This window comes from Bacillus sp. LM 4-2 (assembly GCF_000978495.1).
GTDB lineage: Bacteria > Bacillota > Bacilli > Bacillales > Bacillaceae > Bacillus > Bacillus subtilis.
Map to the genome: position 1 here is coordinate 209077 of NZ_CP011101.1, position 26001 is coordinate 235077.

Below are 26001 nucleotides of genomic sequence, written 5' to 3' on the forward strand. Positions count from 1 at the left end.
AAAAATGATAAACATAAGGAAGAGGTGTGCTGTATGAATGTAAACCAAAATAAAAAAGTATTATTTTTGACGGATATTGAAAACGGTTTGGAGCCTATTTTACAAGAAGCGACTAACACTTCTGCAGAGAATATGTTGACTATACAAAGCTATGGTGCCGGTATTTCACATCCTTATGGAGAAATCATGAGGTCTGTTATTTTTGCGATTTACCAGGAAGATGTTGAGGAGATTTTTGTAGTAGGAACAAAAGATAAGAAGACTTCCGCAGGTAATGGACTAACTCAACTTGAAACAATGAAAGATAAAATACAAACATTGGATTATCTTTTTCAAAATTGCAAGCCTGAATTTTTAGGTGGTACGGTCGATGAATGGCTAAATGAAAATAGCAGTGACACCATTGAAAAAAGTGTTGATATGATTCGACATCATCCCCTAGTGCCGTCATATGTTAAAGTTAGAGGTTTATTCGTTCATCATAAGGATGGAAAACCCTCAATCGCGGAGGGTCCTGATGCTAAAACAGGTCAAGCCATACCTGATCATTGCTTGTCACGATGAAATACAGGTTCAACTTCTAAACGCACCCATATATGGAGAAAGCAGTTCTAAGGAGATTGTATGAGCGCTAATTTAACTGATTTTGTCACGAAAACAATAGAGGACATGAACTCGTTTGATCGTGAAAATATGGAATTTATGAAAAAACTAATTAGAAAAGCAATTGATTTTTATCATCTAAAGTCTTATGAAGAAGTTGAGGAAACCCATTCAGGAAATGTTCGATTTTTGCATGTCCACTCTATGATGGAAGAAAATATGTTATCCAAAATGATAGTGGTCACAAGAAACGGTAAAACTGATTTGGATATTGAAGGTGTATATGAAGGATATGTTGTAAGAGAATATTAATGAGACGAAATCACAAATAGAATATGCCAATTTTTTTGCTCAGGAGATGTATTAGATATGAAAAAGTCTAAGGGTTCTATTGAATCAGAGATCAGTAAGTCCATTACTCAATGGGAGAAGGATTATCTTGGGCGGGGGTCTGTATCTGTTAAGACTGATATACTGCGGGACATGATCATCGTCAATTTAAAAGGGATTTTAACACCAGCCGAATATGTAGTTTGTGGATCAAAAGAGGGTATGTTATCTATCAAACAAACTCGTTCGGAGTTAGTTGAATCAGGTATAGAAGGCCTTAAGGATATTATCTTAAAAATAACCGGAGAAAAAGTGAAAAGTTTTCATACTGATTTAAGCTCCCGGACAGGTGAACGAGTGATGGTATTTAAATTATGTAATGATCTAGAGAAAAATTTGGAAAAGATCTTATAATCTAAAGAAAATAAATGTTAAGACGGTATGGAATTTGTTGTGAATTGAACATAAAGAACTGCCGATTCTTTTGTTTTACAATTATGGTATCATTGATAACTTTTATTCATATCCTAAGCGGACATAAAGAGATATCAATTCATAGTACACTGTTGTGTTATTCCTGTCGAAAGATCTAACATCCGCTGTTGTTATGAGCGGATGTTTTTTTACATCTATTTTAAATACATGAATTTGATGCTGGTGATTAGTCACTTGAACAATATTAAATTCACTTTAATTGAAAACATCCTTGTCACCTTCCAGGTTCACCCAAGTGTTTTGTGAAATGATTATGAGACCAATTTCGTAAAGCTTGATGATAAATTTAAGCGGTGAACAAAATTGATATGCTGTCTTCAGTTTCATTTCACGGAATTAGTCAGAGATAAACCTTTAATTAAATATATCCAAAAAACGGATTGACATATCGAAATATAACGATATAATAATCGATATGGAACCAATTGAAGTATTCAAAGCCTTATCAAATGAATCAAGGCTGCAAATTTTACAATGGCTGAAGGAGCCCGATCGTCATTTTGCACCCCATGAAGGGATTGATATGAACACAATCGGGGTATGTGTCAGTCAAATAACAGACAAATTGAAAATGACGCAATCGACAGCTTCTCAATATCTTACCATCCTTTTAAGAGCCGGCTTGATTAAGGCGGAGCGTATTGGAAAGTACACATATTACAAAAGAGATGAAGAAGCCATTGGGAAACTTGCTGACTTTCTTAAAACAGAGATATAAAAATAAACATCAAAAGATGTTTATTTTTACACCATACATATCGACATATTACGATGTGTTTATTTTTTATAATAACATATCGATAATTCGTGATATGTTTATTAATAATTAAGGAGTGAATGTTTTATGTCTAACACTTGGAAAATTTATATTTTAGCCATTGTCAGCTTTTTAGTTGGAACCTCAGAGTACATCATTTCCGGAATTTTGGATCAAATTGCTCATACTCTCGGGATCACTTTAGCTGCCGCGGGCCAGTTTATTACCATTTTTTCACTTGTATATGCTCTTTCTACACCCGTACTTATGGCGTTGACAGCAAGTATGGATAGACGCAAATTGATGATGTATGCCCTAGGTTTGTTTGTGTTCGGTAATGTCCTGGCTTTTGTATTGCCTGGTTATGGATGGTTTATTGCAGCGCGGATCATTATGGCGATGGGAGCAGGTGTGGTGGTTGTCACCGCATTAACGATTGCCGCTAAGATTGCATCGGAAGGGAAGCAGGGAAGTGCCATCGCTACGGTCGTGATGGGATTTACCGCTTCTTTAATCATTGGTGTTCCGCTTGGAAGAATGATAGCAGTAGCATTAGGCTGGAAGTCTGTATTTGGAGCCATTGCTTTGTTGGGATTGATCGCAATGGTCGTTATTTTCTTTACTCTTCCGCATACTGAAGGGGATAAGCCTGTGCCTTTGCTTCAACAGCTTGCTCTTTTCAAAAAACGGAAAGTGGCTATGGGATTATCAATCACTTTCTTCTGGCTCGGGGGATATTCTGTTGCTTACACTTATTTGTCACCGTATCTCTTGAACATCTCAGGTATAAACGGCAACTTGCTTAGCGGTGTTTTGCTTATATTTGGAATTGCCAGTTTGGTTGGATCAAAGTTTGGGGGATATAGCACCGATAAATGGGGAGTGCCCTTTACACTCGTTGGCGGGATGACGTTGCATATCGTCACACTGATTCTTCTGTCACTTGTCACTCATTCCTATATCGGAGTGTTGGTGATTCTCATATTATGGTCGTTTGCCGCATGGTCCACCGGTCCGACACAGCAATTTCACCTGGCTACAATAGAACCGGAAATGTCAGGTGTTTTGCTTAGCATGAATCAGTCAATGATGCAATTCGCCATGGCGGTCGGCGCAGGTATAGGAGGGGTTTTTGTGGAAAACGTATCATTGGCCTCGATTACCTGGGTTGGTGCGTTAGGGGTTATGATTGCCATTATTGCATCATTGCTGATTTTCAATTCGCAACCGAAACAAGCGCTAAAAGATATCAATCAATAATTTCGAAAGATCTAACATCCGCTCGTTATACAAGCGGGTGTTTTTTTATAGGCTCAAGTAGAAGGCACACTGAAGCTGAAAGGGATTTTTGCCGACGGAGAGCAGAAGCACAGCAAGTTATAATATACTAGGAAGGGAAATAACGGTATGGCAGAAGGGTTCTAGCGCTTCTCGCCTGTAAGATCATTACTTTGAGGATGTGTCATCGTGAATCAAAAGACGTACATTGAAATGAGCAGGACATCGCAGTACATCAACAAAATGAGAGAGTATTCAGTGCTAATTGATGGGGCTGAGATGGGAACTATCAAAGATGGAGGAAGGCTGCGAATTGATTTACCGCCTGGTGAGCATGTTATTCAAGTGAAGATTGCTTGGTGTACAAGCCCAACTTTGAGGTTTACTTTAGCGGAAGGAGAAGTGTTGAAGTTTAGATGCGGAAGTCCGCTTCGAGGTTGGAAGTTGCTTTTGGCACTTTTTTCTGTTTTGGGCCGTCCTGAAAATTATCTGTTTATCGAGCAGGAAGAAGAGAAAAAGCTTTGTGGTGACTTTGTTGTGTGAATAAATAGGAATAAATAGATTAAATACCCCTGAATTATGTTTTGTGAAAGATTGATATTAGCGGTAGCCTTCTCAATGTCGTTCTCGGTTGGAGAAGGCTGCGTATAAGAAATTCTCGGACTTTGCGGATAGACCTTCCGATTTCAGGATTAATGTCTTCTGGGTGGATGAGTCCGATTTCATCATAGTATCGCAGTGTTTTTGTTGATACTTTGCATATCTTTGAAAATTCGCTGATCGATAGCCGAGTGATCACCTCCATGCTCCAAATGTACACCTTTCCGTAAGGGCAAAGTCAAATGTGAAAAAAACTGTTCCAAAGTTAATCAGAAATTTATTTTCATATTGTATCCTTTCAGTATCAAGTGAAAGGAGCATCATATGAAAACATTATGGAAAGTCCTCAAAATTGTTTTTGTCAGCTTGGCTGCTTTGGTTTTGCTTGTATCCGTCTCGGTATTTATTTATCACCATTTCCAGCTAAATAAGGAGGCGGCACTCCTTAAAGAAAAAGGCACAGTAGTCGATGTTGATGGTAAAAAGATGAATGTGTATCAAGAGGGAAGCGGGAAGGATACGTTTGTGTTTATGTCTGGTTCGGGGATTGCTGCGCCTGCTTATGAAATGAAGGGGCTGTACAGCAAGTTTTCAAAAGAAAATAAGATTGCTGTTGTAGATCGGGCAGGTTATGGATACAGTGAAGTGTCTCACGATGACAGAGATATTGATACGGTATTGGAACAGACGAGGAAAGCGCTTATGAAAAGCGGAAATAAGCCTCCTTATATTTTAATGCCTCATTCGATATCCGGGATTGAAGCGATGTATTGGGCACAGAAATATCCTAAGGAAATCAAGGCCATTATTGCGATGGATATTGGATTGCCCCAGCAGTACGTCACGTATAAATTGAGCGGAGTTGACAGGTTGAAAGTGAGAGGGTTCCACCTGTTAACCTCGATTGGTTTTCATCGGTTTATGCCTTCCGCTGTATATAATCCTGAGGTGATACGGCAGTCGTTTTTAACTGATGAAGAAAAAGAAATCTATAAAGCCATTAACTTTAAGCAATTTTTTAATGCAGATATGGAGCATGAGCTTTTACAGTCTTACCAAAACGGCAGCAAATCTGTGAATCTGCCGGCGCCAAAGGAAACTCCCGTCTTGATTTTAGATGCGGTCTCTGACCAAAATAGACATTCAAAGTATGCTATACAAAACCGAAAAGACTATGAAGCGTTTGCGGCTCAATTCAATACTGCCGATATAAAGGAACTGAGGGGAACACACAGTATTTATTTATATCAGCCTGATCAAATATATAAACTGTCCATGGAGTTTATGAGAAAGGTTCGCTAGGATGAAGGGATATCATATTTTAATCGTGGAAGACGATGTGATGATTGGTGAATTGCTGCAAAAGATTTTGCAGCGTGAAGGATATCGTGTGATATGGAAAACAGATGGAGCGGATGTGCTTTCGGTGATTCAGAAGGTGGATTTGGTCATTATGGATGTGATGCTGCCGGGTGAAGACGGGTATCAAATGTCTGCAAAAATCAAAGAGCTGGGGCTGGGCATTCCGGTAATTTTTCTTTCGGCCCGTAATGATATGGACAGCAAGCTTCAAGGTTTGCAGATCGGCGAGGATTATATGGTAAAGCCCTTTGATCCGAGAGAGCTGCTATTAAGAATGCGGAATATGCTTGAGCATCATTATGGGACCTTTACGCAAATCAAACATTTGTATATTGATGCGGTAACGAAAAAAGTGTTCAATGAAAGCCTGCATGATGAGGTATTATTTACTGCGATTGAGCGGAAAATTTTCTTTTATTTATATGAAAATAGAGACAGTATCCTGACAAAGGAACATTTCTTTGAATATCTATGGCAGCTCGAAGATAGAAACCCGAATATTGTCAATGTGCATATTAAAAAAATTAGAGCTAAAATCAATGATCAAGCGGGTGAGATGATTGAAAATATATATGGAGAAGGGTATCGGCTGAATACCGTTGTCAAGAAATGAAGCTCAAGACAAAATATCAGTTGTTATTGTTTACGGCAGTCATTAGTGTTCCGATGCTATTGCTGGCGGTAAGTGTTTTGATGTCGGTGATTTATGACAGCATGTTTAAACCGATGAATCATGGTACGCCCTTTCACAGGTCGTTTGCGTACCCGGCAATGATTGTTGTATTTTTGATATCGCTCTTATTGTTAGCTTTTTTATTTTCAAAGTCGATTCATTCTCTGTTGCATAAAATCAATCTATTAAATCAAACCATTCGGCATTTGGCGAGTGATCAAAGGGTGCCCGATAAAATTGAAGTGAAGCGTGCTGATGAAATCGGGGAACTGATCAAGTCGGTCAATTTGTTAATTGAACGGACGACATATCGTGAACTGGAGCTGAGACAGCAAGAGGAAATCAAAAAGGAGCTTTTGCAAAAACTGCGGCATGACATTAATACACCTTTAACGGCTCTCAGGCTGCAGTTATTTTATTTGGAAGACCAATGTCATGGTCAGGCTGTATTCGAATCATTGTATCAGCAAATCGAATATATCTCGGAATTAACCAATGAATTCAATCTATATTCCGCTGAGACGCTGGAAAGCTCTTATATTGTAAATGAAGAAGTGCGTCTAAACGAGCTATTAGAAACAGCGGTGAAAAAGTGGGATTATTTATACAGTATGAGTGGGATTGAGCTGCACTATAAGCCGGCAGATCAAGATGTGATATGGATGAGCAACGCGTTATGGATGCAAAGGCTGTTTGATAATATTTTTCAAAATACGTTAAAGCATTCAAAAGCTGAAAAGATGGAAGTCACGATTGAACATGGCGATGTTTTTATTCGTGATGACGGTATTGGATTTGATCGGAATGAGAGCAGTGAGGGACTTGGGTTAAAGATTATTGATGATACATGCAGGCTGCTTGCGATTACTTATGAGCTGCATACAAATGATAACGGAACGGGGTTCTTGTTTTCAAAAGAGTGACCCCGCTGATGTTTTTCTTTCTCCTATAAAATTTATATAATAGGGAGAAAGAAATGGGGTGAAGCATATGTTTAAAAAAATCATCAAAACGATTAAGTACCTCTCAAGCAGTTCTAGTGACCGATATCGCAGACACCGGCATTACAGCAGCAGCAGGCGCAGACATTATCGCAGCTACAGCAGCAGCTCGGGCAAAAGAAGACACTACGACCGTTATGGCGGCAGTCATCGTTACAAACGCCGGAGCTACAGCAGCAGTTAATCCAAAAAAAGTTCTTGTTCCGCTTTTGGGACAAGGGTTTTTTTATGTGATCGATTGAATGGCCCGGTTTAGATCCTCGCGAATGGAAGCGGTGTGCTGATACTCCTCATCAATGCCCAATAATCTTTTCAGCAGCAGGGTTACTTCCTTTGTCAGTGTTAATTCCTCCAGCCAAGTGCCGTTTTTCTTCTTTTTTCCTTTATATTGAGAGTACAGCAGGAATAACAGCGTTTCTCCGAGATCGAAGAAGTCATCCTGTTTTCGTACCTTTATTTCCTCCATTTCTTCAGGAGTCAATTGTTTGGCAAGGCCGAAATCGATGAGGCAGAGCCTGCCGTCATTGATGATGATATTAGGCGTTCTGATGTCGCTGTGGAAGATAAGGCGATCATGCAGGTATTCTATAATCTCAAGCAGCTGCGAAATCAGTTGTAACGCCATAAGCTCTGTGAACGGCTGTTTTCGAAAAAATAATAATTCTTCTATATTCTCTCCCTCAATGAACTGCATGACATAATAAGCCTGTCCGTCTATGATGAACTCATCTATGAAGCCCGGAATTTGCGGGTGGTGAATGCTATTGAGCAGTTTTATTTCCTGCTGGAACCGGACTTTTTCTTTTTCCTTTTTCGCTTTTGTCGGCCGAAGCTGTTTTAAGACATAAGGTGTTTGAGTTAGGATATCGGTGCACAAATAAACCAAACCGTAGCCTCCCATACCGAGGCACTCTTCGATTTTGTATTGATGATTTAAGATAACGCCGTTCTTTAGAGGGCGGTCAAATAGCAGTTTTTTTAGAAGTTTTAATGCCATGTCTGCACTTCCCTTGGTTGTACTGACTATAGTTTACCTTCTAGACGGAGAATAAAAAAGAGCCGGATAACCGGCTCGGTATAAGTTAAAACTGCTTTGTCACGTCGTATTCATAATCTATTTTTGCTTTTACATTGCTCATCGTCGATCTGGCTGTCGCTAATGTATTATATTTAAAACTCCATACCTTTGCCACACTGAGTTGATCTGACAAAGAGATATCATAAGACCCTGAAGTCGAGCTGTTTACAAGAGCACGGCGCCATTCGTTGTTTTCGCTCGTCATGATCAGGTGCCGTGTATTTCCCTGGCTTGGTGTTTGAGTGGCGGTTGTCTGAACTCTGGTTACAATGGCATCACGCGGTATCCCAGATTGGTTTGTTAAATCAACCTTGATCACGCTGGAGTCAGAACCTGAGGGGCTAAGGGTTGTATTTCCTTTATTTTCAGCAACGCCGCTGAATTGGAACGTTCCGCTGCCTGATTTGATTCGGTCTTCAATTGAAAGTGTAAAATACATGTTTCCGGTATAGGTGCCTCGTGACACTTTCACATAAAAGGTATCTGTCGTGTTTTGGGCGTCTGCATTTGCATAAATAAAAGAAGAAAACGTATTAGGGTTAATGACTTCTGTCCCTTGAGAAACAGGTATTCTATTCTTATCATAAATTTCAATTTTCATCCCTGTATACGCGCTCTGGTATGTACTCCTCACGTATACTTTTTCTCCCTTATTAGCCGTAAAAGTGAAATAGGCTTCATCTTGACCAGCTTCCAGTATTGTTGTATCGATATTTTTATATTTCCAATAACCGATCGGCATTGCGGTATCAAATGAATTGTTTCCTGTGATAGCAGTGACTCCGGCAGCTGATGCCGAATACGTAAAGGTGAATAAGACAGACAGCATAACAGCGAATGGAATAAGCCATTTTTTCACCATGCAAACAACCTCCTTTTATTTCCATCATACATAATAACGATTTAGGTGTAAATAAATGTTTTTTGAGGTTAATATATACATTGTATTTGCCGATAAAAAAGAATAAGAGAGAATACTCGGGAGGGAATTCAATGCGTCTGAATCGGCAATTTATCCGCACTCAGCTGATGGCACAGAACATATTGAGCAAGAATGCGCCTGCCAAACGGGAGAATGCGACTGAAAATCCAGCGGCAGTTCTGGAAAAGGCATACAGCAGGCTTAAGTCACAATCTTCAACTAGGGGAATCAATCAGTTCAATTATTCTAAAATCAGCGTGTCGGGAAACAGCGGGACATTCAGCAAAGTGTATCAATCAGCGAATGATCGAACAGTGACAGACACAGGGGAAGAAACAGTGATTCAATCCCAAAACCCCTATGAATCTGAGAGTGATATCAGAATCAAAATACTAGATGAAAAATACAGCAGGATGAATGCGATTAATAAAACAAAGTCTGATCCATTAGGCTATATTAAGGATAAGTACCAAAATTCAAAGTCTCCTTATTTCAGAAGTGATCTGTCAGCTGCAGAAAGACAGGCCGCTTACGATAATGAAACAGAATGGTTATTCAAAGGGAAGGCGCAAAACTATAACCTTCAGGATGCTGTGTTTCGGAATGTCACATTTCATGGGGAAGTGGAAGCTGAGAATGAAAAGGTGTATCAGCGGGGACAGGTTAACCAGCAGCTGCAAGTGCTGTTGAATCGAAACCATATTTATATTCCAGAGGGGACAGAGCTGACGTTTACAATCACACCGATTGACTATCAGGTGCGGGTGAGCGGGACAGACGATCAGGATCTGATCAAGCAAATTGAGCAAGTGCTGCAATCTGGAGACAACAGCAAAGAACTATTTTTGCACATCATGAAAAGCCAAAGCAGTGATTCAACACAATTTTCCGAAGAGGCCTATCAAAAGTATCAGGCAGCTCGTGAGATGTACGAAGTCACAGGCTATCAATTGAAGGATTTAGAAGTGATTGATGGGCGGTATATCACGCCTGATGGACGTGACTTATTAGATGTATATAAGGAAGAGCTTGAAAAAGATCCAGTGCAGAAACAAACGGCTTCTTATGCTATATCTTACTATCGTTCAGAGCTCAGTAAAATCGCGGAAGCCGGGTATAATGCCATTCCAGATTTCATCCTATCAATTGATTACAGCAATGGATCTCTGAGAGATGTGGGACAAAGCAAGAGCTATGGGACCGGAGATACCGGGTGGCTTGAAGCATTAAAGCGTCAAACGGGTGTGAATTATTAAGTAAGCTGTTCATGTAGAACAGCTTATTTTTTATGAGAATCTAAGGGGTATATTAATTTAAATATTCAAACAATTTTATTATTTTTATATAAAAGATTTTAAAAGAAGTGAACGATTCAAAACTCTGAACAAAGGTGTTTACCTGAAAAAAACAATTGTATTTTCCAGAGAAATTTATTATGATGAAATAAGTAATTTAGGAGATTATATAACAATTTTAAGTTTGAATTTTCTGATTGTTATCACTGATTCATGTGAAGGCAAGCAGGTCTGCTGTTTTCTCATTTATGAGTATTTTGTTAGGAGGAGGAAGAGGAGTGGCAAATAAAGAATTAAAGAGGGGCCTGGGCGCGCGCCATATTCAGATGATCGCCTTGGGCGGTACAATCGGTGTTGGCTTGTTTATGGGTTCTGCCAGCACGATTTCATGGACTGGCCCATCTGTCCTTCTGGCTTATGCAATATGCGGAATTTTTATCTTTTTTATTATGCGTGCGATGGGTGAAATGCTGTATGTCGAGCCGAGCACAGGTTCTTTTGCGACGTTCGGCCATCAATATATTCATCCGATGGCAGGTTATATAACAGCATGGAGCAACTGGTTCCAGTGGATTATCGTCGGCATGTCAGAAATTATCGCTGTCGGTTCTTATATGAAGTATTGGTTCCCGGATTTGCCTGCTTGGATACCTGGTATCGTGGCAATGGTGATTCTTGGTGCGGCGAATTTAATTTCTGTTAAGTCGTTTGGGGAATTTGAGTTTTGGTTTGCGATGATTAAAATCGTGACGATTATCTTGATGATTATTGCGGGAATCGGAATTATTTTCTTCGGTTTTGGCAACGGCGGAGATGCGATCGGTTTGTCGAACCTGTGGTCTCACGGGGGCTTCTTTGCAGGAGGTTTCTCAGGTTTCTTCTTTGCACTGTCTCTTGTCATTGCGGCCTATCAAGGAGTTGAGCTGATCGGGATTACAGCGGGTGAAGCGAAGGACCCGCAAAACACGCTAAGAAATGCGATTCAAAGTATTATCTGGCGTATTTTGATTTTCTACATTGGTGCTATTTTTGTGATCGTGACGGTGTATCCTTGGGATGAGCTCAACTCACTCGGAAGTCCGTTTGTGTCTACGTTCTCGAAAATCGGAATTACGGCAGCGGCCGGCATTATTAACTTTGTCGTGATTACTGCTGCAATGTCCGGCTGTAACAGCGGTATTTTCAGCGCGGGCCGCATGCTGTATACACTGGGTGTCAATGGACAAGCACCGAAATTCTTTAAGAAGATTTCACGCAATGGTGTGCCGCTGTATGGCACAATTGCGGTGCTGATCGGTTTGGCTGTCGGCGTTGTGCTGAACTATATCGCTCCGCCGAAGATCTTTGTCTATGTATACAGCGCAAGCGTGCTCCCAGGGATGATTCCTTGGTTTATCATTTTGATCAGCCATATCGGATTCAGAAAAGCGAAGGGCGCTGCATTAGATAAACATCCATTCAAAATGCCGTTTGCTCCTTTTACAAACTATTTGACGATTGCTTTCTTGCTGATGGTTCTGGTTGGCATGTGGTTTAACGATGATACTCGTATCTCCCTGATTGTAGGCGTAATTTTCTTAGCGCTTGTGGTCATTAGTTATTATGTGTTTGGGATTGGCAAACGCACGCAGGCCAATTTGACAAAAAGCGAACAAGCAGCTGAATAACGATAAAAAAAGAGACATTCACGGATGTCTCTTTTTTTATTTTTCGCGTATGGATTTTCCCTATTTTAGCAAGCTATAGGGTAAAGATAGCAGAAGGAAAGGTGTTCATGAAATGGATGTTACACTCGGTTATTTGCGCGAATCACTTTCGAATCATCTAGAAAATGAAGTCTGCCAGCGTATTTGCAAGAAGATGCTGGCGAAGCGTTATGCAAATGAAGGGGAATTTGTAAAAGACTTAGATGATAATGAAATGTCTTTTTTGAACCATGTATTAGAAAAAGAAATTAAGTATGCCCAGAATGAACAGGATCAAAAACGGGCCAAGGAATTAAACGAGGTGTATGAATTACTGCTTTGAGAAAGGCGGGTAAGAAATGGGAGCAATTGAACGAAGCGGATATACATTTCAGCCGGAGTTTAGCGTTGTCCGTCAAAACGGAGCCATCCATGTGTACCATCAAGGAGAATTTGTGGAAGAAATCGAATTTGAATTTAACGGGGAATATCCCGATCATGATTTGATTGAAGAGCTTGTGAATCATTATTGTTTTGAGCATGAGATTTAGAGCCCTGCCGTGCAGGGCTCTTTTATTTAGGATGTGATCAGGCCATACTTTTTCAGGATATCCACGGTGATGTTTTTGGCTTTTGTGCCGGAATCATCGACATTGGTGACAAAGACATAAGAGCCATGCTCTGTTTTGATGAATCCGACAAACCATCCTAATCCCATATCAGTCAGGCGGGTTCCGGTTTTCCCGTAGAGCGTGTAATGATCGCCTTCCTCTTGAATCATCATGCGCTTGACGGTTTTCATTACCGGCTTGTCAAATGGAAGCTCCTCTTTAGCCAGTTTCTCCAAAAAAGTTTCTTGTTCCAGCGGAGATATTGTAAGCGAGCTTTGCAGCCAAAACTGGTCGATTCCCCCGCTGATATCCTCGTTGCCGTAAGATAGTCTATGAAGCCACGATTTCATCCTTTCCTCACCGATATCCCGCGCTAATGCCTGATAATACCAGATTGCGGATTCGCGCATGGCCGAGCCAAGCGTATGGTCGCGGTTCCATGATTCGAATTCACGCTTGACCCCGTCCCATCGTTTAACATCGTATTCATCTCTTACAGCTTTGACCTGCAAACCGATTAAAGCGTTCACGACTTTAAAGGTGGATTGCGGAGTTTGTCTTTGATTTGCCCGTTTTCTGTTATAGACAAATGTCTGATCCTTTTGTAAATCGTGAAGAATGAAGGTTCCATCCGTATCCTTGAATTCGTCATCGACATTCATTCTGTTGACATTCAAGTGTTTTTCATGAGCAGATGATGCTGCGTGGACGGAGAAGCCGCCGATCCCTGCAATACTCAGCACAAGCACAACATATATCCATTTTTTCATTTTGTTCTCCCCTTCGTTTTGATTAACTACCTTTTCTCTCTTTCGTTTGTTCTTCCTTTAAAAAATAATCAAAAAGCGCTTAAATTTGGTTTTGTAAACAAATACTGTTACTGGGTTTATATTCGGAAGATAACGTGAAAATAGAGGGTAAAAAGGAAGGCAGGGTAAGCGGATGAATGAGCAGATTCCACATGACAAAAGTCTCGATAACAGCCTGATACTGCTGAAGGAAGGGTATTTATTTATTAAAAACAGAACAGAGCGCTACAATTCAGATCTGTTTCAGGCCCGTTTGTTGGGAAAAAACTTTATTTGCATGACTGGCGCTGAGGCGGCGAAGGTGTTTTATGATACGGATCGATTCCAGCGGCAGAACGCTTTGCCTAAGCGGGTGCAGAAATCGCTGTTTGGTGTTAATGCGATTCAGGGAATGGATGGCAGCGCGCATATCCATCGGAAGATGCTTTTTCTATCATTAATGACACCGCCGCATCAAAAACGTTTGGCTGAGTTGATGACAGAGGAGTGGAAAGCAGCAGTCACAAGATGGGAGAAGGCAGATGAGGTTGTGTTATTTGAAGAAGCAAAAGAAATCCTATGCCGGGTAGCGTGCTATTGGGCAGGTGTTCCGTTGAAGGAAACGGAAGTCAAAGAGAGAGCGGATGACTTCATTGACATGGTCGACGCGTTCGGTGCTGTGGGACCGCGGCATTGGAAGGGAAGAAGAGCAAGGCCACGTGCGGAAGAGTGGATTGAAGTCATGATTGAAGATGCTCGTGCCGGCTTGCTGAAAACGACTTCCGGAACAGCGCTGCATGAAATGGCTTTTCACACACAAGAAGATGGAAGCCAGCTGGATTCCCGCATGGCAGCCATTGAGCTGATTAATGTACTGCGGCCTATTGTCGCCATTTCTTACTTTCTGGTGTTTTCAGCTTTGGCGCTTCATGAGCATCCGAAGTATAAGGAATGGCTGCGGTCTGGAAACAGCCGGGAAAGAGAAATGTTTGTGCAGGAGGTCCGCAGATATTATCCGTTCGGCCCGTTTTTAGGGGCGCTTGTCAAAAAAGATTTTATATGGAATAACTGTGAGTTTAAAAAGGGCACATCGGTGCTGCTTGATTTATATGGAACGAACCACGACCCTCGTCTATGGGATCATCCCGATGAATTCCGGCCGGAACGATTTGCGGAGCGGGAAGAAAATCTGTTTGATATGATTCCTCAAGGCGGGGGGCACGCCGAGAAAGGCCACCGCTGTCCAGGGGAAGGCATTACAATTGAAGTCATGAAAGCGAGCCTGGATTTCCTCGTCCATCAGATTGAATACGATGTTCCGGAACAATCACTGCATTACAGTCTCGCCAGAATGCCATCATTGCCTGAAAGCGGATTCGTAATGAGCGGAATCAGACGAAAAAGTTAAATTAAAAAGCTCTCTTCCTTTATCGAAGAGAGCTTTTTGATTACTTCTTTTTTTCATCGTAGTATTGGACGGGATACATGGAGCCTTCTGATACCATTTTGTTGTCCTCGATATCTTGCGGGTCAGGGTGGCCAGCTTTATCAACTGGGAACGTTTCCATGTCTGGCTGTTTTGTTATTTTCATCTTCATGCTGTGAATGAATTCTCTTGCCTTTTGGCGATTTGACGGGTCTTTTAATAGATAAGAAGTGATGCCGACAGTTGAAACAGCGAGACCTGAAAGTAACAGCTTTTGTTTCATGGTGATACTCCTTTCTATTTTAAGAATAGTGTTTCCTGTATCATTCCCGTTTTGGAAATAGCTAAACCTATTGTGTTTTTATCACTGGGATTAACAGTAAATTCCATTTAAGAAGAAACTAGTGACTTCATTCCTGTATTGGAAGGTAATATACATTGACTTATTATAGTTTCAGTCAAAATTCGATAAATATTGACAAAGTAAAGTAATCAGAAATAATATAATTAGCAAGAGAATGTCATCATACATGAAAGGTGTTTACGATATGAATCAATTGCATCGAAGAATGGGAACGTTTTCCCTCATGATGGTCGGGCTCGGGTCGATGATCGGTTCAGGCTGGCTGTTTGGGGCTTGGCGTGCGGCTCAAATAGCAGGACCAGCTGCTATTATTTCATGGGTTATTGGAATGGTCGTCATTTTATTTATTGCTCTTTCTTATAGTGAACTAGGTTCTATGTTCCCTGAAGCGGGGGGAATGGTAAAATATACGCAATATTCACACGGTTCGTTTATCGGTTTTATTGCGGGCTGGGCCAACTGGATTGCGATTGTGTCCGTCATTCCGGTTGAAGCGGTGGCCTCCGTTCAATATATGAGTTCTTGGCCTTGGGAATGGGCGAAATGGACAAGCGGTTTGGTGAAGAATGGAACGCTTACTGGGGAAGGACTAGCATTTGCCTCTGTATTGCTTCTCATTTATTTTCTGCTGAACTACTGGACAGTCAATCTATTTTCGAAAGCGAATTCATTAATTACGATTTTTAAAATTATTATTCCGGGTCTTACGATTGGAGCTTTGCTGTTTGTCGGATTCCACGGAGAAAACTTTACTGGCGGTCAAAGCATTGCGCCGAATGGCTGGGCAAGTGTGCTGACGGCGGTTGCCACTTCCGGTATCGTTTTTGCGTTTAACGGTTTCCAAAGCCCGATTAATATGGCGGGTGAAGCAAAAAATCCGGGGAAATCAATTCCGATTGCGGTTGTTGGCTCTCTTTTCGTTGCGACAGTGATTTATGTCCTGTTGCAGATCGCCTTCATCGGAGCGGTGAATCCTTCTGATATTGCTCACGGCTGGAGCCATCTGAATTTTAATTCTCCTTTTGCTGATCTGGCGATTGCGCTGAATATTAACTGGCTTGTTATTGTGTTATATGCAGATGCATTTGTATCACCGTCTGGAACGGGGATTACGTATACGGCGACAACGTCCCGAATGATTTACGGAATGGAAAAAAACAAATACATGCCGAGTATATTCGGGAAGCTTCATCCGATTTACGGCGTTCCGCGACAAGCAATGTTCTTTAACTTGATTGTGTCGTTCATCTTTTTGTTCCTGTTCAGAGGGTGGGGCGTATTAGCGGAAATTATTTCCGTTGCTACGTTAATTTCTTATATCACCGGCCCGATCACAGTCATGACATTGAGACGGACGGGGAAAGACCTGTACAGGCCTCTTCGTTTAAAAGGCTTAAACGTGATTGCGCCGCTTGGATTTATCTTTGCGTCACTGGTGCTGTATTGGGCGCGCTGGCCGTTAACAGGACAGGTTCTGTTTATTATCCTGATCGGTCTTCCGATTTATTTCTATTATCAGGCGAAGGCGAAATGGAAAGGGTTTGGCAGGAACTTTAAAGCCGGCGTCTGGATGGTGTTTTATCTGCTGGCCATGATGGTCATTTCTTATTTGGGCAGTGATAAATTCGGCGGCCTGAATGTCATTCATTATGGCTGGGATATGGTTCTGATTGCGATGGTATCACTTGTATTCTATGTGTGGGCGCTGAAGAGCGGCTACCAGACAGAATACTTAAAGGATGCGAAAGAGATAAATTCTCAGCTGCTTAATGGACAGTCAGAAGCTGCTGCCGGAAAAGAATAAAATATAGAAGAAAACCTTGCGATAGTTGTCGCAAGGTTTTTTGCTTTTAATAACCCTTTTTTACTTTGTGGAAAAGATCAGGATAGTTGGTGAACACTCCTGTTACGCCCCAATCAAGCAGGCGATGCATATCAGCTTCATTATTGACTGTGTAAGGGTGAAGCAGGAGGCCGTGGCTGCGGATCATACGGACGTTTTCTTGATTTAAAGCTTTATAATCTGGGCCCGCACCGACAGCGTATGTTTTGATTTCTTCCAGGGCAGCATCTGTCATTGACGCCATTTGTTTGGCTTCCAGCAATTGAATGGTCGGCAGTTTTGGCTGTAATTGATGGACTTTTACCAGACTTTCTTTGCTGAACGATTGAATGATCACCTGGCCTGGCTTAGAATGCTTCCCCAGTAATTTATGTTTCTGCAAAGAAGCGATCAGTTTTTCTTCCATACCTGGGTAGGTGTCAGGCGATTTTGTTTCAATGTAGTAGTTCGCGTGCTTTCCGAAACGGTCTAATACCTCTTCTAATGTAGGAACTTTAAGGCCGACGTACTGCGGCTTTGCTTTTTCCGGATAGGCTTCATTAAACCAAGAACCGGCGTCAAGCTTCTTAATGTCTGCGAGCGTATGGTCTTTCACCCAGCCCGTTCCGTTTGTGGTACGGTCCAGTTTTTCATCGTGCATGACAATCAATTTCCCGTCTTTTGTCATTTGCAGATCTAATTCAATATAATCTGCTTTCATTTTCTGAGCGGTTTCGTAAGACAGAATCGTGTGCTCAGGCACATATCCAGAAGCCCCTCTGTGCGCGACGGTCAGGATACGGTCAGGTGACAGCAGGTTTCCTTTTGACGCTGCCGACACTGGCGTTACCATAAATGAGAGTAAGCCCAGCGACAGAACAAACAAGGCCAGTATTCTATTTTTTCTCATGATTTCTCCTCCTTATAGATAAGCACTACCTGTCTTTCATATTAAAAAACGGATGTAAACGGCGTGTTGGAAAACTATTAATCTTTTATGTGTCTTTCTTAAACATGCTCTGCCCGTTTTCCTGTATTCCACGTCAAAGCCAAGAAGACGATGGCAAGAATGCAGGAAGAGATCAGCATGATAAAGCCGCCGTTCCAATTAAAGCGGTCAACGACAAAGCCCATAATGGCGTTTGCGAAGGCGGATCCGCCGATGTATCCGAAAAATCCGGTCAAACCGGCTGCAGTTCCGGCTGCTTTTTTCGGTGCTAGATCGATCGCTTGCAGGCCGATCAGCATAACAGGTCCGTAGATTAAGAAACCAATGCTGATTAAGGCGATATTGTCTACGAGCGGATTGCCGGCCGGATTCAGCCAGTACACCAATACGGCAATGAAAACACCCGCCATAAACAAAACGCCTGCCGGTGCCCGGCGGCTTTTGAAGAATCGGTCACTGATCCAGCCGCACAAGATCGTTCCCGGTATGCCTGCGTATTCGTAAAGAAAATACGACCAGCGTGAGTCTTCAGGAGAAAAGCCTTTGGCTTCTGTTAAGTAAGTAGGCGCCCAGTCAACCACGCCGTATCGCACGAAATAAACAAATACATTGGCAAAAGCGATGTACCAAAGAAATTTGTTGTTCAGCACATATTGAAAAAGAATTTCTTTTGTTGTTAATTCTTTTTCCTGATTTTTAAAAGCGTGTTTTGGATAGTCATTCCGATACTCTTCAATTGGCGGGAGTCCGCAGGATTGAGGCGTATCACGAACCAATAAAACAATTAAAAATGAAATGATAATGGCGATGATGGCAGGGAAGAAAAACACGCTTTTCCAAGTGACGAACATCGCGATCCCAAGAGTGACAAGCGGAGCAAGAATACCGCCGCCTATGTTATGGGCGACATTCCAGATCGACATTTTTGTGCCGCGTTCACTTATGGAGAACCAATGGGCCATCGTCCTGCCGCATGGCGGCCAGCCCATTCCTTGAAACCATCCGTTGATAAACATAAAAATAAACATGATGGTGACGCTCGAAGTCACCCAAGGCATTGAAACGAATAGAATATTAACGATTGCTGATAAAAATAGGCCTGTCGCCAGAAAATATCTCGGATTACAGCGGTCAGACACCATTCCCATGATGAATTTGCTGAAGCCGTACGCAATGGACACAGCGGCCAGCACCAAACCCAGTTCTGTTTTCGAAAATCCCTGTTCCTGCAGATAAGGAATGGCAAAGGCAAAGTTTTTCCGCAGCAGGTAGTAGCCTGCGTAGCCAATGAAAATACCAATGAATACTTGCAGTCTGAGCCGTTTGTATGCCGCATCCATCTTTGAATCATCCAGTCTCTCAATATGAGGAGCCGGTTTAAATATATTAAGCATTAATAATTATCCCCCTTTGCTGTTTGTGCTGGATGTGTGGCGTGCCTCCTTTCCCGAAAAACAAAAAGAGCCAGAAAACACCCCTTGTCAAAAGGGGTTGGATTCCTGGCTCTCCTCATCTCCATCCAAGCTATTAACTTATCATGATAGCGCTTTCTTAAATTATCATAGTCCGGAGCGAATGTAAACGGGTAATTTTCAAATTGGGCCTTAGGGAAGTGAATATTATCCTTTTACTAAATGCAATTATATTTTTTTACTAGTAACATAAAAATCTGGAGGGAGGCTGTTTAAAGATGGATGAATTAGATATCGCATTCTTTATTTTACCGTTAGGAATTATGCTGCTATCGATTGTCGGGACCTGTATTTGTAAAAACCCGTATCTGATGCCAATGCTTAGTTTGGTGATTTCTCTTGTGCTCACCTTTACCATTTTTAATCAATCATTTTTGGGATGGGCTGTTGTCTATAGCTTGGTTTCTCTGGCTTTATCCTATATCACATTGATTGTGGTAAGGAAAAGGAAGGAATCAGGAAATTAAAAAGACCTCACTTTCTAACATATCGTTGACTAAAGCAACTATATGTGATTATAATTGCTTTAGTCAACGATATTAGAAAGTGGGAATTGATTTGAAAACAAGAGAATCATCTGTCGGGTTAAAATTCAGAAAGTTCAATCGATTTTATACAAACGTCCTTGGTTTCCTTAATGAGCACATTTACGACAGCCCGTTTTCCTTAACAGAAACACGGATTTTATTTGAGATTTATAATACGCCTAATTGTACGGCAAAAGCTCTTCAGGATAAGCTGGGGCTTGACCGGGGATATGTCAGCAGGATTGTGAAGCAGTTTGAAAAAGAAGATTTGATTTATAAACAGAGGAGCAAAGATGACGCCCGCCACCATTACATTTTTGTCACAGAAACAGGAAAAACGATTTATAAAAAGCTGGAGGAGAAAGCCAACGAACAAGTAGAACTGATGCTGAAGGTAATCAACCAAAAGGAGCAGCACAAGCTTGCCGAGGCGATGGCAGAGATTGAAGCGATCCTTTCACAGTCGCTTTCTGCCAGAGCATCAGAGATATCGATTAGAGATTATTTTCTTTCGGAGGATCTTCAACTCCTTATTGAGAAACAAAGACAATTTTACGCGGAGGCTCACGGTTGGGATGACACGTTTTTAGCTTATCTTCAGGAGACATTTGACGCTGACATCGAAAAAATATGGATTGCGGAAAGCGGCGGGAAATTTGCCGGCTCTGTCGGGTTGGTCAAGCACGATGAAAAGACAGTCCAGCTCAGATGGTTTCTGGTTGATGCGGATTTTCGGGGCAGGGGGCTTGGCACGCAATTGCTGGAGCATCTGGTTGCATACTGCCAAGACATGAAGTTTGACCGCATTTTCCTTTGGACGGTGAGCACGATGGCTGAGGCTCGTCCGCTCTATAAAAAATTTGGATTCAGGATAAGTGAAGTAAAACAAGAAGCGCCATTATGGGGACAGCAGCTGACAGAAGAACGGTGGGATTTGGAGCTGTCATGAAAAGACTGCATTATGCGTGGATCATCGTCTCCGTCACCTTTTTGATCTTATTGGCGGTTCAGGGGGTGCGGCTGTCGTTTGGTGCGTTTGTGGAGCCGTGGGAACGGCAGTTTTCAATCGATAGAAGCACCATCTCGCTGATTTCGACGGTGAGTTTTATTGTTTATGGCATATCACAGCCTGTGATCGGTCGGCTTGTGGACAAATGGGGTGCCCGGGCTGTTTTGGCATGGAGTGCGTTACTGACAGGAGTCAGCATTTTCTTAACATACCTTGTGACTTCGCCTTGGCAGCTGTTTTTGCTTTACGGGCTGGGTGTCTCGCTTGGAGTGGGCGGAGCATCGAATGTGGCGGCAAGTGTATTGGTCGTCAATTGGTTCAGCAAAAAGCGGGGACTAGCCTTTGGGATCATGGAAGCAGGCTTTGGCGCGGGGCAAATGCTTCTCGTTCCCGGCTCACTCATGTTGATCCATTGGTTTAGCTGGAAGCTGACGGTTGTGGTGTTGGGACTGCTGTTAATCGTGATTGTCTTTCCGGCTGCGCTGCTGATGCTGCGGAACAATCCTTCAGAAAAGAATACAGAGCCGATAGGCGGACTGGCTGCATCAGAAAAAGAAACAGCACCCAAAACAACAGCTCTTTCAGTGGCCGGGATGTTTCGTATGAGGCAATTCTGGTTCTTGATTTTTCCGTTTTTGATCTGTGGATTTACGACCGTGGGGCTGATGGATACCCATTTGATTCCGTTTTCTCATGATCATGGCTTTTCAACGACAGTCACGAGTGCTGCTGTCAGTCTGCTAGCAGGCTTTAATATTGCTGGGATCTTGCTGTCCGGAATTGTAGCGGACCGGTGGAGCAGCCGGAAAATCCTGTGCATTTTATATGCGGTGCGGGCGCTGTCGATCGTGATTCTTATTTACAGCCACGAGCCCTACTTGCTTTTAGCCTTTGCGATTCTGTTTGGATTAGTGGACTTTGCAACGGTAGCACCGACTCAAATGCTCGCCACCCAGTACTTTCAAAACTACTCGATCGGCCTCATGATTGGCTGGCTGTCACTCGCCCATCAGATCGGATCGGCACTAGGTGCGTATGTGCCCGGCGTCATCTACACGGTAACGGGTGAGTATACACTGGCTTTTTATTTGTCGATTGGAATGCTCGTGCTTGCGAGCGTAATGAATGTGATGCTGAGGGAGCCAGCTGCGGTTACGCGTGACAGTGCGGCTGTGGTAGACAAGTGATGAGGACAAAGGGAAAGCATCTCTGATTTCGAGATTATTCAGAGATGCTTTTTTTGTATTTTTGTTCTAATACGAAGTCGATCATACCGACTATGCGGGCGTTTTCGGATTTTTGTTTGAAGCGTTCAGAAATTTGAACTTTTCTTGAAAATGGGGAAACAATAAAAACCCAAAAAAGGCCGATCAAGGCAAAAAACATTTGTACAGCTAATTCTATTAATTCATTAAAACGAGTGCTGAAAAAATAGAAGTATAACGTTATTAATGTCACAGTACATACGATTTTGGCAAGTGTGTTTGAATGTAAGCAATGGTTCACTAAAGAATACCTTTAATTGATTCAGCATGATTGAATCATATTTGTTTAGGAAAATAAGAAGTTCTTTATCATCTTTTTTATGTTCTAAAATAAAGTTGCTGTTTCTGTTTCTTTATATGTATGGTGGTCTACATTCAATATATACATCTCTTAAAGTATAAAAATTGAGTATTTCTTAGTAAGGATGAAACAAAATTACATGATTTTTTTGTTATATCTTTCAGTTAGAATAAAATCTATAACTCCTCTCATTCGCAAATATTCGGCTCTCTGTGCAAAGTGCAGAACAGTATGTAATTGTCCTTTTCTAGATATATTTAAAAGCTTTATCAAATCAATAAGGATTTTCAAGAAAATAATTAATAATAGAAAGATAAAAATGTGTGGTATGTCAATGTAATTGATTTGTCCTGAAAATAAAGAAGTTGCATAGACAACAATAATACTTCCGCAAAACATCAAACTCATATAATGTGGAAGGGAAAATGGACGAGTTGAAAAATATGCTTTTAATTGGCTTAGCATAGCATTATCTCTTGTATCTAAGTAGCCCAAAAGCTCTTTATCATTTTTACTAATTGTAAGAACATGATTCAATACAGCACTAAAATTCATTGAATCTTCATTATCAGAGGCAGTATGTTTATTAGCCTGTATGTTTTGTTGATCCATTTTATATTTTTTATAAAGTATTGTATTAATTAACTTGTTTTTCTCATAGAATTCAGATCGTTGATTAAGGGATGCTTTTCCTTTGTTTTTATTTCCTTTTTTTATGATTTTAGTATAAGTCATAAAAATACAAATGACTGTAAAAATAGAAAACACTGCAGGTGAAATATCTGAAAGAATAGTATTGGTGAAGACTTCTTTTGCTTGGATGAAAAGGAAAGAAGCTAAAGTCATAGATATAAACATGCATAAAACTGCTACTTTCACAAGAAACTGAAGCGGAAGAGAAGGTTCCGAATAATAGTGCTTCAACTGGTTGAGTGTCAGAGAATCTTGGCGAAAAAGATAATCTATTATCTCCTGCTGATTTTGCATCTGATTGATATCATGAGCGATGTTTTTTGTTTTTTCAAAAACTATTTGATCATTTTTCATTTTTGATAAACCTCCAAAAGACGATAGATAAACTAAAAAAACTGCATGAGCATATTTTAACTTATGTTCATGCAGTTTTGTATTAAAGTTAGCTAGTATAATAAGCAAAAATGGCCAGTAACATAGCAGATAATGCGGTAGCGACTTTGACTCCTTTATTGTTCGTTAAATCACTGCCCATATTCCCAATTAGTAAAAGTGCAGCAACACCTACAACAGGGAATAAATATTGATCATAAGACGGCCAATCTAACGCTAATTCACTCTCGGGAGACGTAACTGGTACTCCCTTGTACGTCTTTATTTTAAACGTAATCGTAGTCGTTAGTCCAGTTGTGACATTGTCACCGACTGGAATATCAGGTGTATAGATTTTAATTTGAATGTTTAAAGATTCAGCTGTTGGATTTACATAAACCTCCAAATAACCGTTGCGTACTGATAAGCTCAGACTATTTAAAAGGTTTTGATAAGAGTCGATTTGTGACGCAGTGAGAGACGTTTGAGTGTCGCCCAATAAACCCGTGATATAGGCACCTGGTTTACCATTTGTAATGGTAATTGTGTTTGGTGAACCTTCACTTGGTATGGTTGCCAGAAGTGAAGTTGATAGAATAATATCCAACTCAGGTGATGTGAAAATGGTTTCTGTCGTATCAAATTCAAACATCGCGTTTGCCAAACTTGTTAGATTTTCTAAAGCCGGAATGGTAGATAAAATGTCTGTCAGTGTACGCAGCCTTGCATCATATACCGGATCAGACGGCGGATTTACATTGCTTGCACCTGAGTCTCTTCCTGAAAATCCGTCTTTATCAATCCCGATGCTTCCAGAACCGCTTCCGATGGTTCCTTCATAAAATTGATCAAAGGCCCAGTTGTTTGGCATCGGATAGCCGAGATTGCCGCTAAATCCTGTTGACATATTTGCCACAAAACTATACTTTGTCAGTCCTGCTTCAGATGTACGGATACAAATGTTTCTTGGTCCGTAAACCCCTATTTCATACTTAGGTGCGGTTGAAAATGTCTGCATTTTTGTAAATGCTGACTTAATCTCTTGGAAATAAGGAATGATTTTATCGGTCACTTCATAATCGTATGCATCAAAATCGACAGCGAAATAAATGGTCGTGCCTGACGGAAAACCTAATCTTCTAGCAGCAGAAGCGGCACTATATGCATCTCTTGTGCCTTGGTCTTTGACAAAATAAGAAGATTCATAGCCGCCGTCTTGATAAATTGGGAAAACCTTCAATCCGGCATCAAGAATAACTGCAAGCTCTTTAGATGTCAGGGCTTTAGATGTGAGGCCGCTGCTTGTCCGCACATTTCCGGTCAAATATCTGCCAACCGTTTTATAACCGTTATTCCGCAGTGTTTGAGCTTTTTCTGCGGTTATAATTGTAGCAGTGTCACAAGCAGAAGCGGCGCGAGTTGTGTCTCCTGAGCTTGATAATAAAGCTTTAATGGTTGGCATATCTGCATAACCTGTTTGCGGCAGGCACATGAACTCTTGAAATGCTTTAACAGCTGAAACAACACCCACACCATATTTGCCGTCAAACTCACCAGGATCGAACGATTTTCCGTTACAATAGAGGGCGTACTGAACAATTAAGACAAATCCTGTTCTTGAATCGCCGGGAGTTAAAGTAGGGCACAAACTTGTGGTGCCGTTTCCGAAAAATCCATTGGCAACACTTGTGCTCATGCCTTCTTCTTTTTGCAGGGCATAAATAAGAGCTTTATTTGTATCGCGGCCATACAGTCCGTCACAAGGCATTAACCCGATATAGTCATTGTAGTCTCGATTTAAGTTTTGTTGAATCTGGCGAATTCTTGAATCACCCCCAGACACCAGCTTAAAAGCGCTCATGTCTAATAAGGCTTTCATAATTAACGTGGTGACAATCCCATCCTGTGTTGTCAGTCCGGCAGCTTTTTGAAATTCTTTTACCGCATTTTCTGTTTTTTCGTAAAAGACGCCTGTAAAACCGCCGGGATTAAAGCCTTTACACCATAAAGCCCCTTGTAAAATAAAATTCATGTTGCTTGGTTTTGAATCTGGAGCTTGGCGTTTAAGAGGCTTAAATAAGCGCTGTGTTGTCGGCCCGAAGTTATCGGCTGGCTCTGAGATACCCAATTCAATTTGAAGCGCCCGAGTCAGACCGTAGATTGTATCCCACCCAGTTTTCCCGCTTTCTTCAACTGGGTTATACCCATGTTTGCCGCTGTACGTATCGTTTAGCCATTGCTGTGTGATTAAGACCATTTCATCAACCATTTCGATTCCTCCTTTGTTAGATTGCGTTCATTTATAGGTGGCAAACGTAGGACA

General features: G+C 41.4%; 27 protein-coding genes and 1 pseudogene. 19 read left to right on the forward strand and 9 right to left on the reverse strand.

The features are described from left to right. Nucleotides 1-33: 33 nt before the first annotated feature. The 6 genes from bslm_RS01165 to bslm_RS01190 all read left to right on the forward strand — a co-directional run bounded on the left by bslm_RS01165 (nt 34) and on the right by bslm_RS01190 (nt 4006). Complete coding sequence (locus tag bslm_RS01165; RefSeq protein WP_017694953.1) at nt 34-564, forward strand: carbonic anhydrase; 531 nt, start codon at nt 34-36, stop codon at nt 562-564. Nucleotides 565-624: 60 nt separating this feature from the next. Then, entirely contained in the window at nt 625-915 is a 291-nt protein-coding gene (locus tag bslm_RS01170) for a DUF6407 family protein (protein ID WP_017694954.1), read from the forward strand. Between the two features lie 57 nt (nt 916-972). Then, nucleotides 973-1347, forward strand: a complete 375-nt coding sequence (locus tag bslm_RS01175) for a Na-translocating system protein MpsC family protein (protein ID WP_003246482.1) — start codon at nt 973-975, stop codon at nt 1345-1347. Nucleotides 1348-1843: 496 nt separating this feature from the next. Continuing rightward, complete coding sequence (locus bslm_RS01180; protein ID WP_003234907.1) at nt 1844-2146, forward strand: ArsR/SmtB family transcription factor; 303 nt, start codon at nt 1844-1846, stop codon at nt 2144-2146. Between the two features lie 126 nt (nt 2147-2272). Continuing rightward, nucleotides 2273-3445, forward strand: coding sequence for an MFS transporter (locus bslm_RS01185; RefSeq protein ID WP_038428292.1), 1173 nt, complete (start codon nt 2273-2275; stop codon nt 3443-3445). Between the two features lie 207 nt (nt 3446-3652). Continuing rightward, a complete protein-coding gene (locus bslm_RS01190; protein ID WP_029317260.1) occupies nt 3653-4006 on the forward strand; it encodes a hypothetical protein in 354 nt (117 codons plus the stop codon). 103 nt (nt 4007-4109) lie between these two features. Here bslm_RS01190 and bslm_RS20280 read toward each other — a convergent pair. Next, nucleotides 4110-4268 (reverse strand): annotated as a pseudogene (locus bslm_RS20280) (MerR family DNA-binding transcriptional regulator); the annotation flags it as partial. Between the two features lie 119 nt (nt 4269-4387). Here bslm_RS20280 and bslm_RS01195 point away from each other — a divergent pair. From bslm_RS01195 to bslm_RS01210, 4 genes are all read left to right on the forward strand, one after another. Continuing rightward, the gene (locus bslm_RS01195) at nt 4388-5365 is read left to right on the forward strand and encodes an alpha/beta hydrolase (protein ID WP_038428293.1); all 978 of its coding nucleotides are present in this window, start codon (nt 4388-4390) and stop codon (nt 5363-5365) included. Nucleotide 5366: 1 nt separating this feature from the next. Then, complete coding sequence (gene ybdJ, locus bslm_RS01200; RefSeq protein WP_015252948.1) at nt 5367-6038, forward strand: two-component system response regulator YbdJ; 672 nt, start codon at nt 5367-5369, stop codon at nt 6036-6038. Then, on the forward strand, nt 6035-7021 hold the full coding sequence (gene ybdK, locus bslm_RS01205) for a two-component system sensor histidine kinase YbdK (RefSeq protein ID WP_038428294.1): 987 nt from the start codon (nt 6035-6037) through the stop codon (nt 7019-7021). Before ybdJ ends, ybdK begins: the two co-directional genes overlap by 4 nt. A gap of 65 nt (nt 7022-7086) precedes the next feature. Further along, complete coding sequence (locus tag bslm_RS01210; RefSeq protein WP_088325232.1) at nt 7087-7341, forward strand: hypothetical protein; 255 nt, start codon at nt 7087-7089, stop codon at nt 7339-7341. On the opposite strand, the gene bslm_RS01215 is transcribed toward bslm_RS01210, so the two are convergent. Both bslm_RS01215 and bslm_RS01220 read right to left on the reverse strand, forming a co-directional pair. Beyond that, nucleotides 7326-8096 (reverse strand): serine/threonine protein kinase, encoded by a 771-nt coding sequence (locus bslm_RS01215; RefSeq protein WP_015715158.1) that lies wholly within the window; start codon nt 8094-8096, stop codon nt 7326-7328. The two genes, bslm_RS01210 and bslm_RS01215, sit on opposite strands and share 16 nt — an antisense overlap. Nucleotides 8097-8181: 85 nt before the next feature. Further along, nucleotides 8182-9039 carry a hypothetical protein gene (locus tag bslm_RS01220; RefSeq protein ID WP_038428295.1) on the reverse strand — a complete coding sequence of 286 codons (858 nt, stop codon included), beginning with the start codon at nt 9037-9039 and terminating at the stop codon, nt 8182-8184. Nucleotides 9040-9170: 131 nt separating this feature from the next. Here bslm_RS01220 and bslm_RS01225 point away from each other — a divergent pair, with 131 nt between their 5' ends. The 4 genes from bslm_RS01225 (at nt 9171) to bslm_RS01240 (ending at nt 12630) form a co-directional block, all read left to right on the forward strand. Continuing rightward, on the forward strand, nt 9171-10355 hold the full coding sequence (locus bslm_RS01225) for a DUF4885 domain-containing protein (RefSeq protein WP_038428296.1): 1185 nt from the start codon (nt 9171-9173) through the stop codon (nt 10353-10355). Nucleotides 10356-10672: 317 nt separating this feature from the next. Continuing rightward, complete coding sequence (locus bslm_RS01230; protein WP_015252942.1) at nt 10673-12061, forward strand: amino acid permease; 1389 nt, start codon at nt 10673-10675, stop codon at nt 12059-12061. Nucleotides 12062-12173: 112 nt separating this feature from the next. After that, a complete protein-coding gene (csgA, locus tag bslm_RS01235) occupies nt 12174-12422 on the forward strand; it encodes a sigma-G-dependent sporulation-specific acid-soluble spore protein CsgA (RefSeq protein WP_024571599.1) in 249 nt (82 codons plus the stop codon). 16 nt (nt 12423-12438) lie between these two features. Next, the gene (locus bslm_RS01240; RefSeq protein ID WP_003234886.1) at nt 12439-12630 is read left to right on the forward strand and encodes a DUF5370 family protein; all 192 of its coding nucleotides are present in this window, start codon (nt 12439-12441) and stop codon (nt 12628-12630) included. Between the two features lie 26 nt (nt 12631-12656). On the opposite strand, the gene blaOXA is transcribed toward bslm_RS01240, so the two are convergent. Further along, nucleotides 12657-13460, reverse strand: coding sequence for a class D beta-lactamase (blaOXA, locus tag bslm_RS01245; protein WP_038428297.1), 804 nt, complete (start codon nt 13458-13460; stop codon nt 12657-12659). Between the two features lie 172 nt (nt 13461-13632). On the opposite strand from blaOXA, the gene cypC reads away from it, so the two are divergent. Continuing rightward, nucleotides 13633-14886, forward strand: coding sequence for a CYP152 family fatty-acid peroxygenase CypC (cypC, locus tag bslm_RS01250; protein WP_038428299.1), 1254 nt, complete (start codon nt 13633-13635; stop codon nt 14884-14886). 40 nt (nt 14887-14926) lie between these two features. Here cypC and bslm_RS01255 read toward each other — a convergent pair whose 3' ends face one another. After that, entirely contained in the window at nt 14927-15187 is a 261-nt protein-coding gene (locus tag bslm_RS01255) for a hypothetical protein (RefSeq protein ID WP_003234883.1), read from the reverse strand. A 265-nt stretch (nt 15188-15452) separates the two neighbouring features. Between bslm_RS01255 and bslm_RS01260 the strand changes: the two genes are divergently transcribed. After that, nucleotides 15453-17072 carry a glutamate/serine transporter AimA gene (locus bslm_RS01260; RefSeq protein ID WP_003246447.1) on the forward strand — a complete coding sequence of 540 codons (1620 nt, stop codon included), beginning with the start codon at nt 15453-15455 and terminating at the stop codon, nt 17070-17072. 46 nt (nt 17073-17118) lie between these two features. On the opposite strand, the gene bslm_RS01265 is transcribed toward bslm_RS01260, so the two are convergent. Both bslm_RS01265 and glpT read right to left on the reverse strand, forming a co-directional pair. Beyond that, complete coding sequence (locus bslm_RS01265; protein ID WP_038428300.1) at nt 17119-18000, reverse strand: glycerophosphodiester phosphodiesterase; 882 nt, start codon at nt 17998-18000, stop codon at nt 17119-17121. A gap of 98 nt (nt 18001-18098) precedes the next feature. Then, nucleotides 18099-19433, reverse strand: a complete 1335-nt coding sequence (glpT, locus tag bslm_RS01270) for a glycerol-3-phosphate transporter (RefSeq protein ID WP_003246460.1) — start codon at nt 19431-19433, stop codon at nt 18099-18101. A 296-nt stretch (nt 19434-19729) separates the two neighbouring features. Between glpT and bslm_RS01275 the strand changes: the two genes are divergently transcribed. From bslm_RS01275 to bslm_RS01285, 3 genes are all read left to right on the forward strand, one after another. Beyond that, the gene (locus tag bslm_RS01275) at nt 19730-19978 is read left to right on the forward strand and encodes a YbeF family protein (RefSeq protein ID WP_003234879.1); all 249 of its coding nucleotides are present in this window, start codon (nt 19730-19732) and stop codon (nt 19976-19978) included. 91 nt (nt 19979-20069) lie between these two features. After that, nucleotides 20070-20987, forward strand: coding sequence for a bifunctional helix-turn-helix transcriptional regulator/GNAT family N-acetyltransferase (locus bslm_RS01280; protein WP_003246419.1), 918 nt, complete (start codon nt 20070-20072; stop codon nt 20985-20987). Next, nucleotides 20984-22234, forward strand: a complete 1251-nt coding sequence (locus bslm_RS01285) for an MFS transporter (RefSeq protein WP_003246425.1) — start codon at nt 20984-20986, stop codon at nt 22232-22234. The genes bslm_RS01280 and bslm_RS01285 overlap by 4 nt, the downstream gene beginning before the upstream one ends. 514 nt (nt 22235-22748) lie before the next feature. Here the strand turns inward: bslm_RS01285 and bslm_RS01290 are convergent. Next, complete coding sequence (locus tag bslm_RS01290) at nt 22749-23660, reverse strand: hypothetical protein (protein ID WP_003246251.1); 912 nt, start codon at nt 23658-23660, stop codon at nt 22749-22751. A gap of 88 nt (nt 23661-23748) precedes the next feature. Then, nucleotides 23749-25947, reverse strand: a complete 2199-nt coding sequence (locus tag bslm_RS01295; RefSeq protein WP_046380742.1) for a glycoside hydrolase domain-containing protein — start codon at nt 25945-25947, stop codon at nt 23749-23751. Nucleotides 25948-26001: the final 54 nt, after the last annotated feature.

Excerpts from the sequence above, each read along its gene's own strand:
- bslm_RS01165 (WP_017694953.1), top strand. The coding sequence starts at position 34 with ATGAATGTAAACCAAAATAAAAAAGTATTATTTTTGACGGATATTGAA.
- bslm_RS01170 (WP_017694954.1), top strand. The coding sequence starts at position 625 with ATGAGCGCTAATTTAACTGATTTTGTCACGAAAACAATAGAGGACATG.
- bslm_RS01175 (WP_003246482.1), top strand. The coding sequence starts at position 973 with ATGAAAAAGTCTAAGGGTTCTATTGAATCAGAGATCAGTAAGTCCATT.
- bslm_RS01180 (WP_003234907.1), top strand. The coding sequence starts at position 1,844 with ATGGAACCAATTGAAGTATTCAAAGCCTTATCAAATGAATCAAGGCTG.
- bslm_RS01185 (WP_038428292.1), top strand. The coding sequence starts at position 2,273 with ATGTCTAACACTTGGAAAATTTATATTTTAGCCATTGTCAGCTTTTTA.
- bslm_RS01195 (WP_038428293.1), top strand. The coding sequence starts at position 4,388 with ATGAAAACATTATGGAAAGTCCTCAAAATTGTTTTTGTCAGCTTGGCT.
- ybdJ (WP_015252948.1), top strand. The coding sequence starts at position 5,367 with ATGAAGGGATATCATATTTTAATCGTGGAAGACGATGTGATGATTGGT.
- ybdK (WP_038428294.1), top strand. The coding sequence starts at position 6,035 with ATGAAGCTCAAGACAAAATATCAGTTGTTATTGTTTACGGCAGTCATT.
- bslm_RS01215 (WP_015715158.1), bottom strand. The coding sequence starts at position 8,096 with ATGGCATTAAAACTTCTAAAAAAACTGCTATTTGACCGCCCTCTAAAG.
- bslm_RS01220 (WP_038428295.1), bottom strand. The coding sequence starts at position 9,039 with ATGGTGAAAAAATGGCTTATTCCATTCGCTGTTATGCTGTCTGTCTTA.
- bslm_RS01225 (WP_038428296.1), top strand. The coding sequence starts at position 9,171 with ATGCGTCTGAATCGGCAATTTATCCGCACTCAGCTGATGGCACAGAAC.
- csgA (WP_024571599.1), top strand. The coding sequence starts at position 12,174 with ATGGATGTTACACTCGGTTATTTGCGCGAATCACTTTCGAATCATCTA.
- bslm_RS01240 (WP_003234886.1), top strand. The coding sequence starts at position 12,439 with ATGGGAGCAATTGAACGAAGCGGATATACATTTCAGCCGGAGTTTAGC.
- blaOXA (WP_038428297.1), bottom strand. The coding sequence starts at position 13,460 with ATGAAAAAATGGATATATGTTGTGCTTGTGCTGAGTATTGCAGGGATC.
- cypC (WP_038428299.1), top strand. The coding sequence starts at position 13,633 with ATGAATGAGCAGATTCCACATGACAAAAGTCTCGATAACAGCCTGATA.
- bslm_RS01255 (WP_003234883.1), bottom strand. The coding sequence starts at position 15,187 with ATGAAACAAAAGCTGTTACTTTCAGGTCTCGCTGTTTCAACTGTCGGC.
- bslm_RS01260 (WP_003246447.1), top strand. The coding sequence starts at position 15,453 with ATGAATCAATTGCATCGAAGAATGGGAACGTTTTCCCTCATGATGGTC.
- bslm_RS01265 (WP_038428300.1), bottom strand. The coding sequence starts at position 18,000 with ATGAGAAAAAATAGAATACTGGCCTTGTTTGTTCTGTCGCTGGGCTTA.
- glpT (WP_003246460.1), bottom strand. The coding sequence starts at position 19,433 with ATGCTTAATATATTTAAACCGGCTCCTCATATTGAGAGACTGGATGAT.
- bslm_RS01275 (WP_003234879.1), top strand. The coding sequence starts at position 19,730 with ATGGATGAATTAGATATCGCATTCTTTATTTTACCGTTAGGAATTATG.
- bslm_RS01285 (WP_003246425.1), top strand. The coding sequence starts at position 20,984 with ATGAAAAGACTGCATTATGCGTGGATCATCGTCTCCGTCACCTTTTTG.
- bslm_RS01290 (WP_003246251.1), bottom strand. The coding sequence starts at position 23,660 with ATGAAAAATGATCAAATAGTTTTTGAAAAAACAAAAAACATCGCTCAT.
- bslm_RS01295 (WP_046380742.1), bottom strand. The coding sequence starts at position 25,947 with ATGGTTGATGAAATGGTCTTAATCACACAGCAATGGCTAAACGATACG.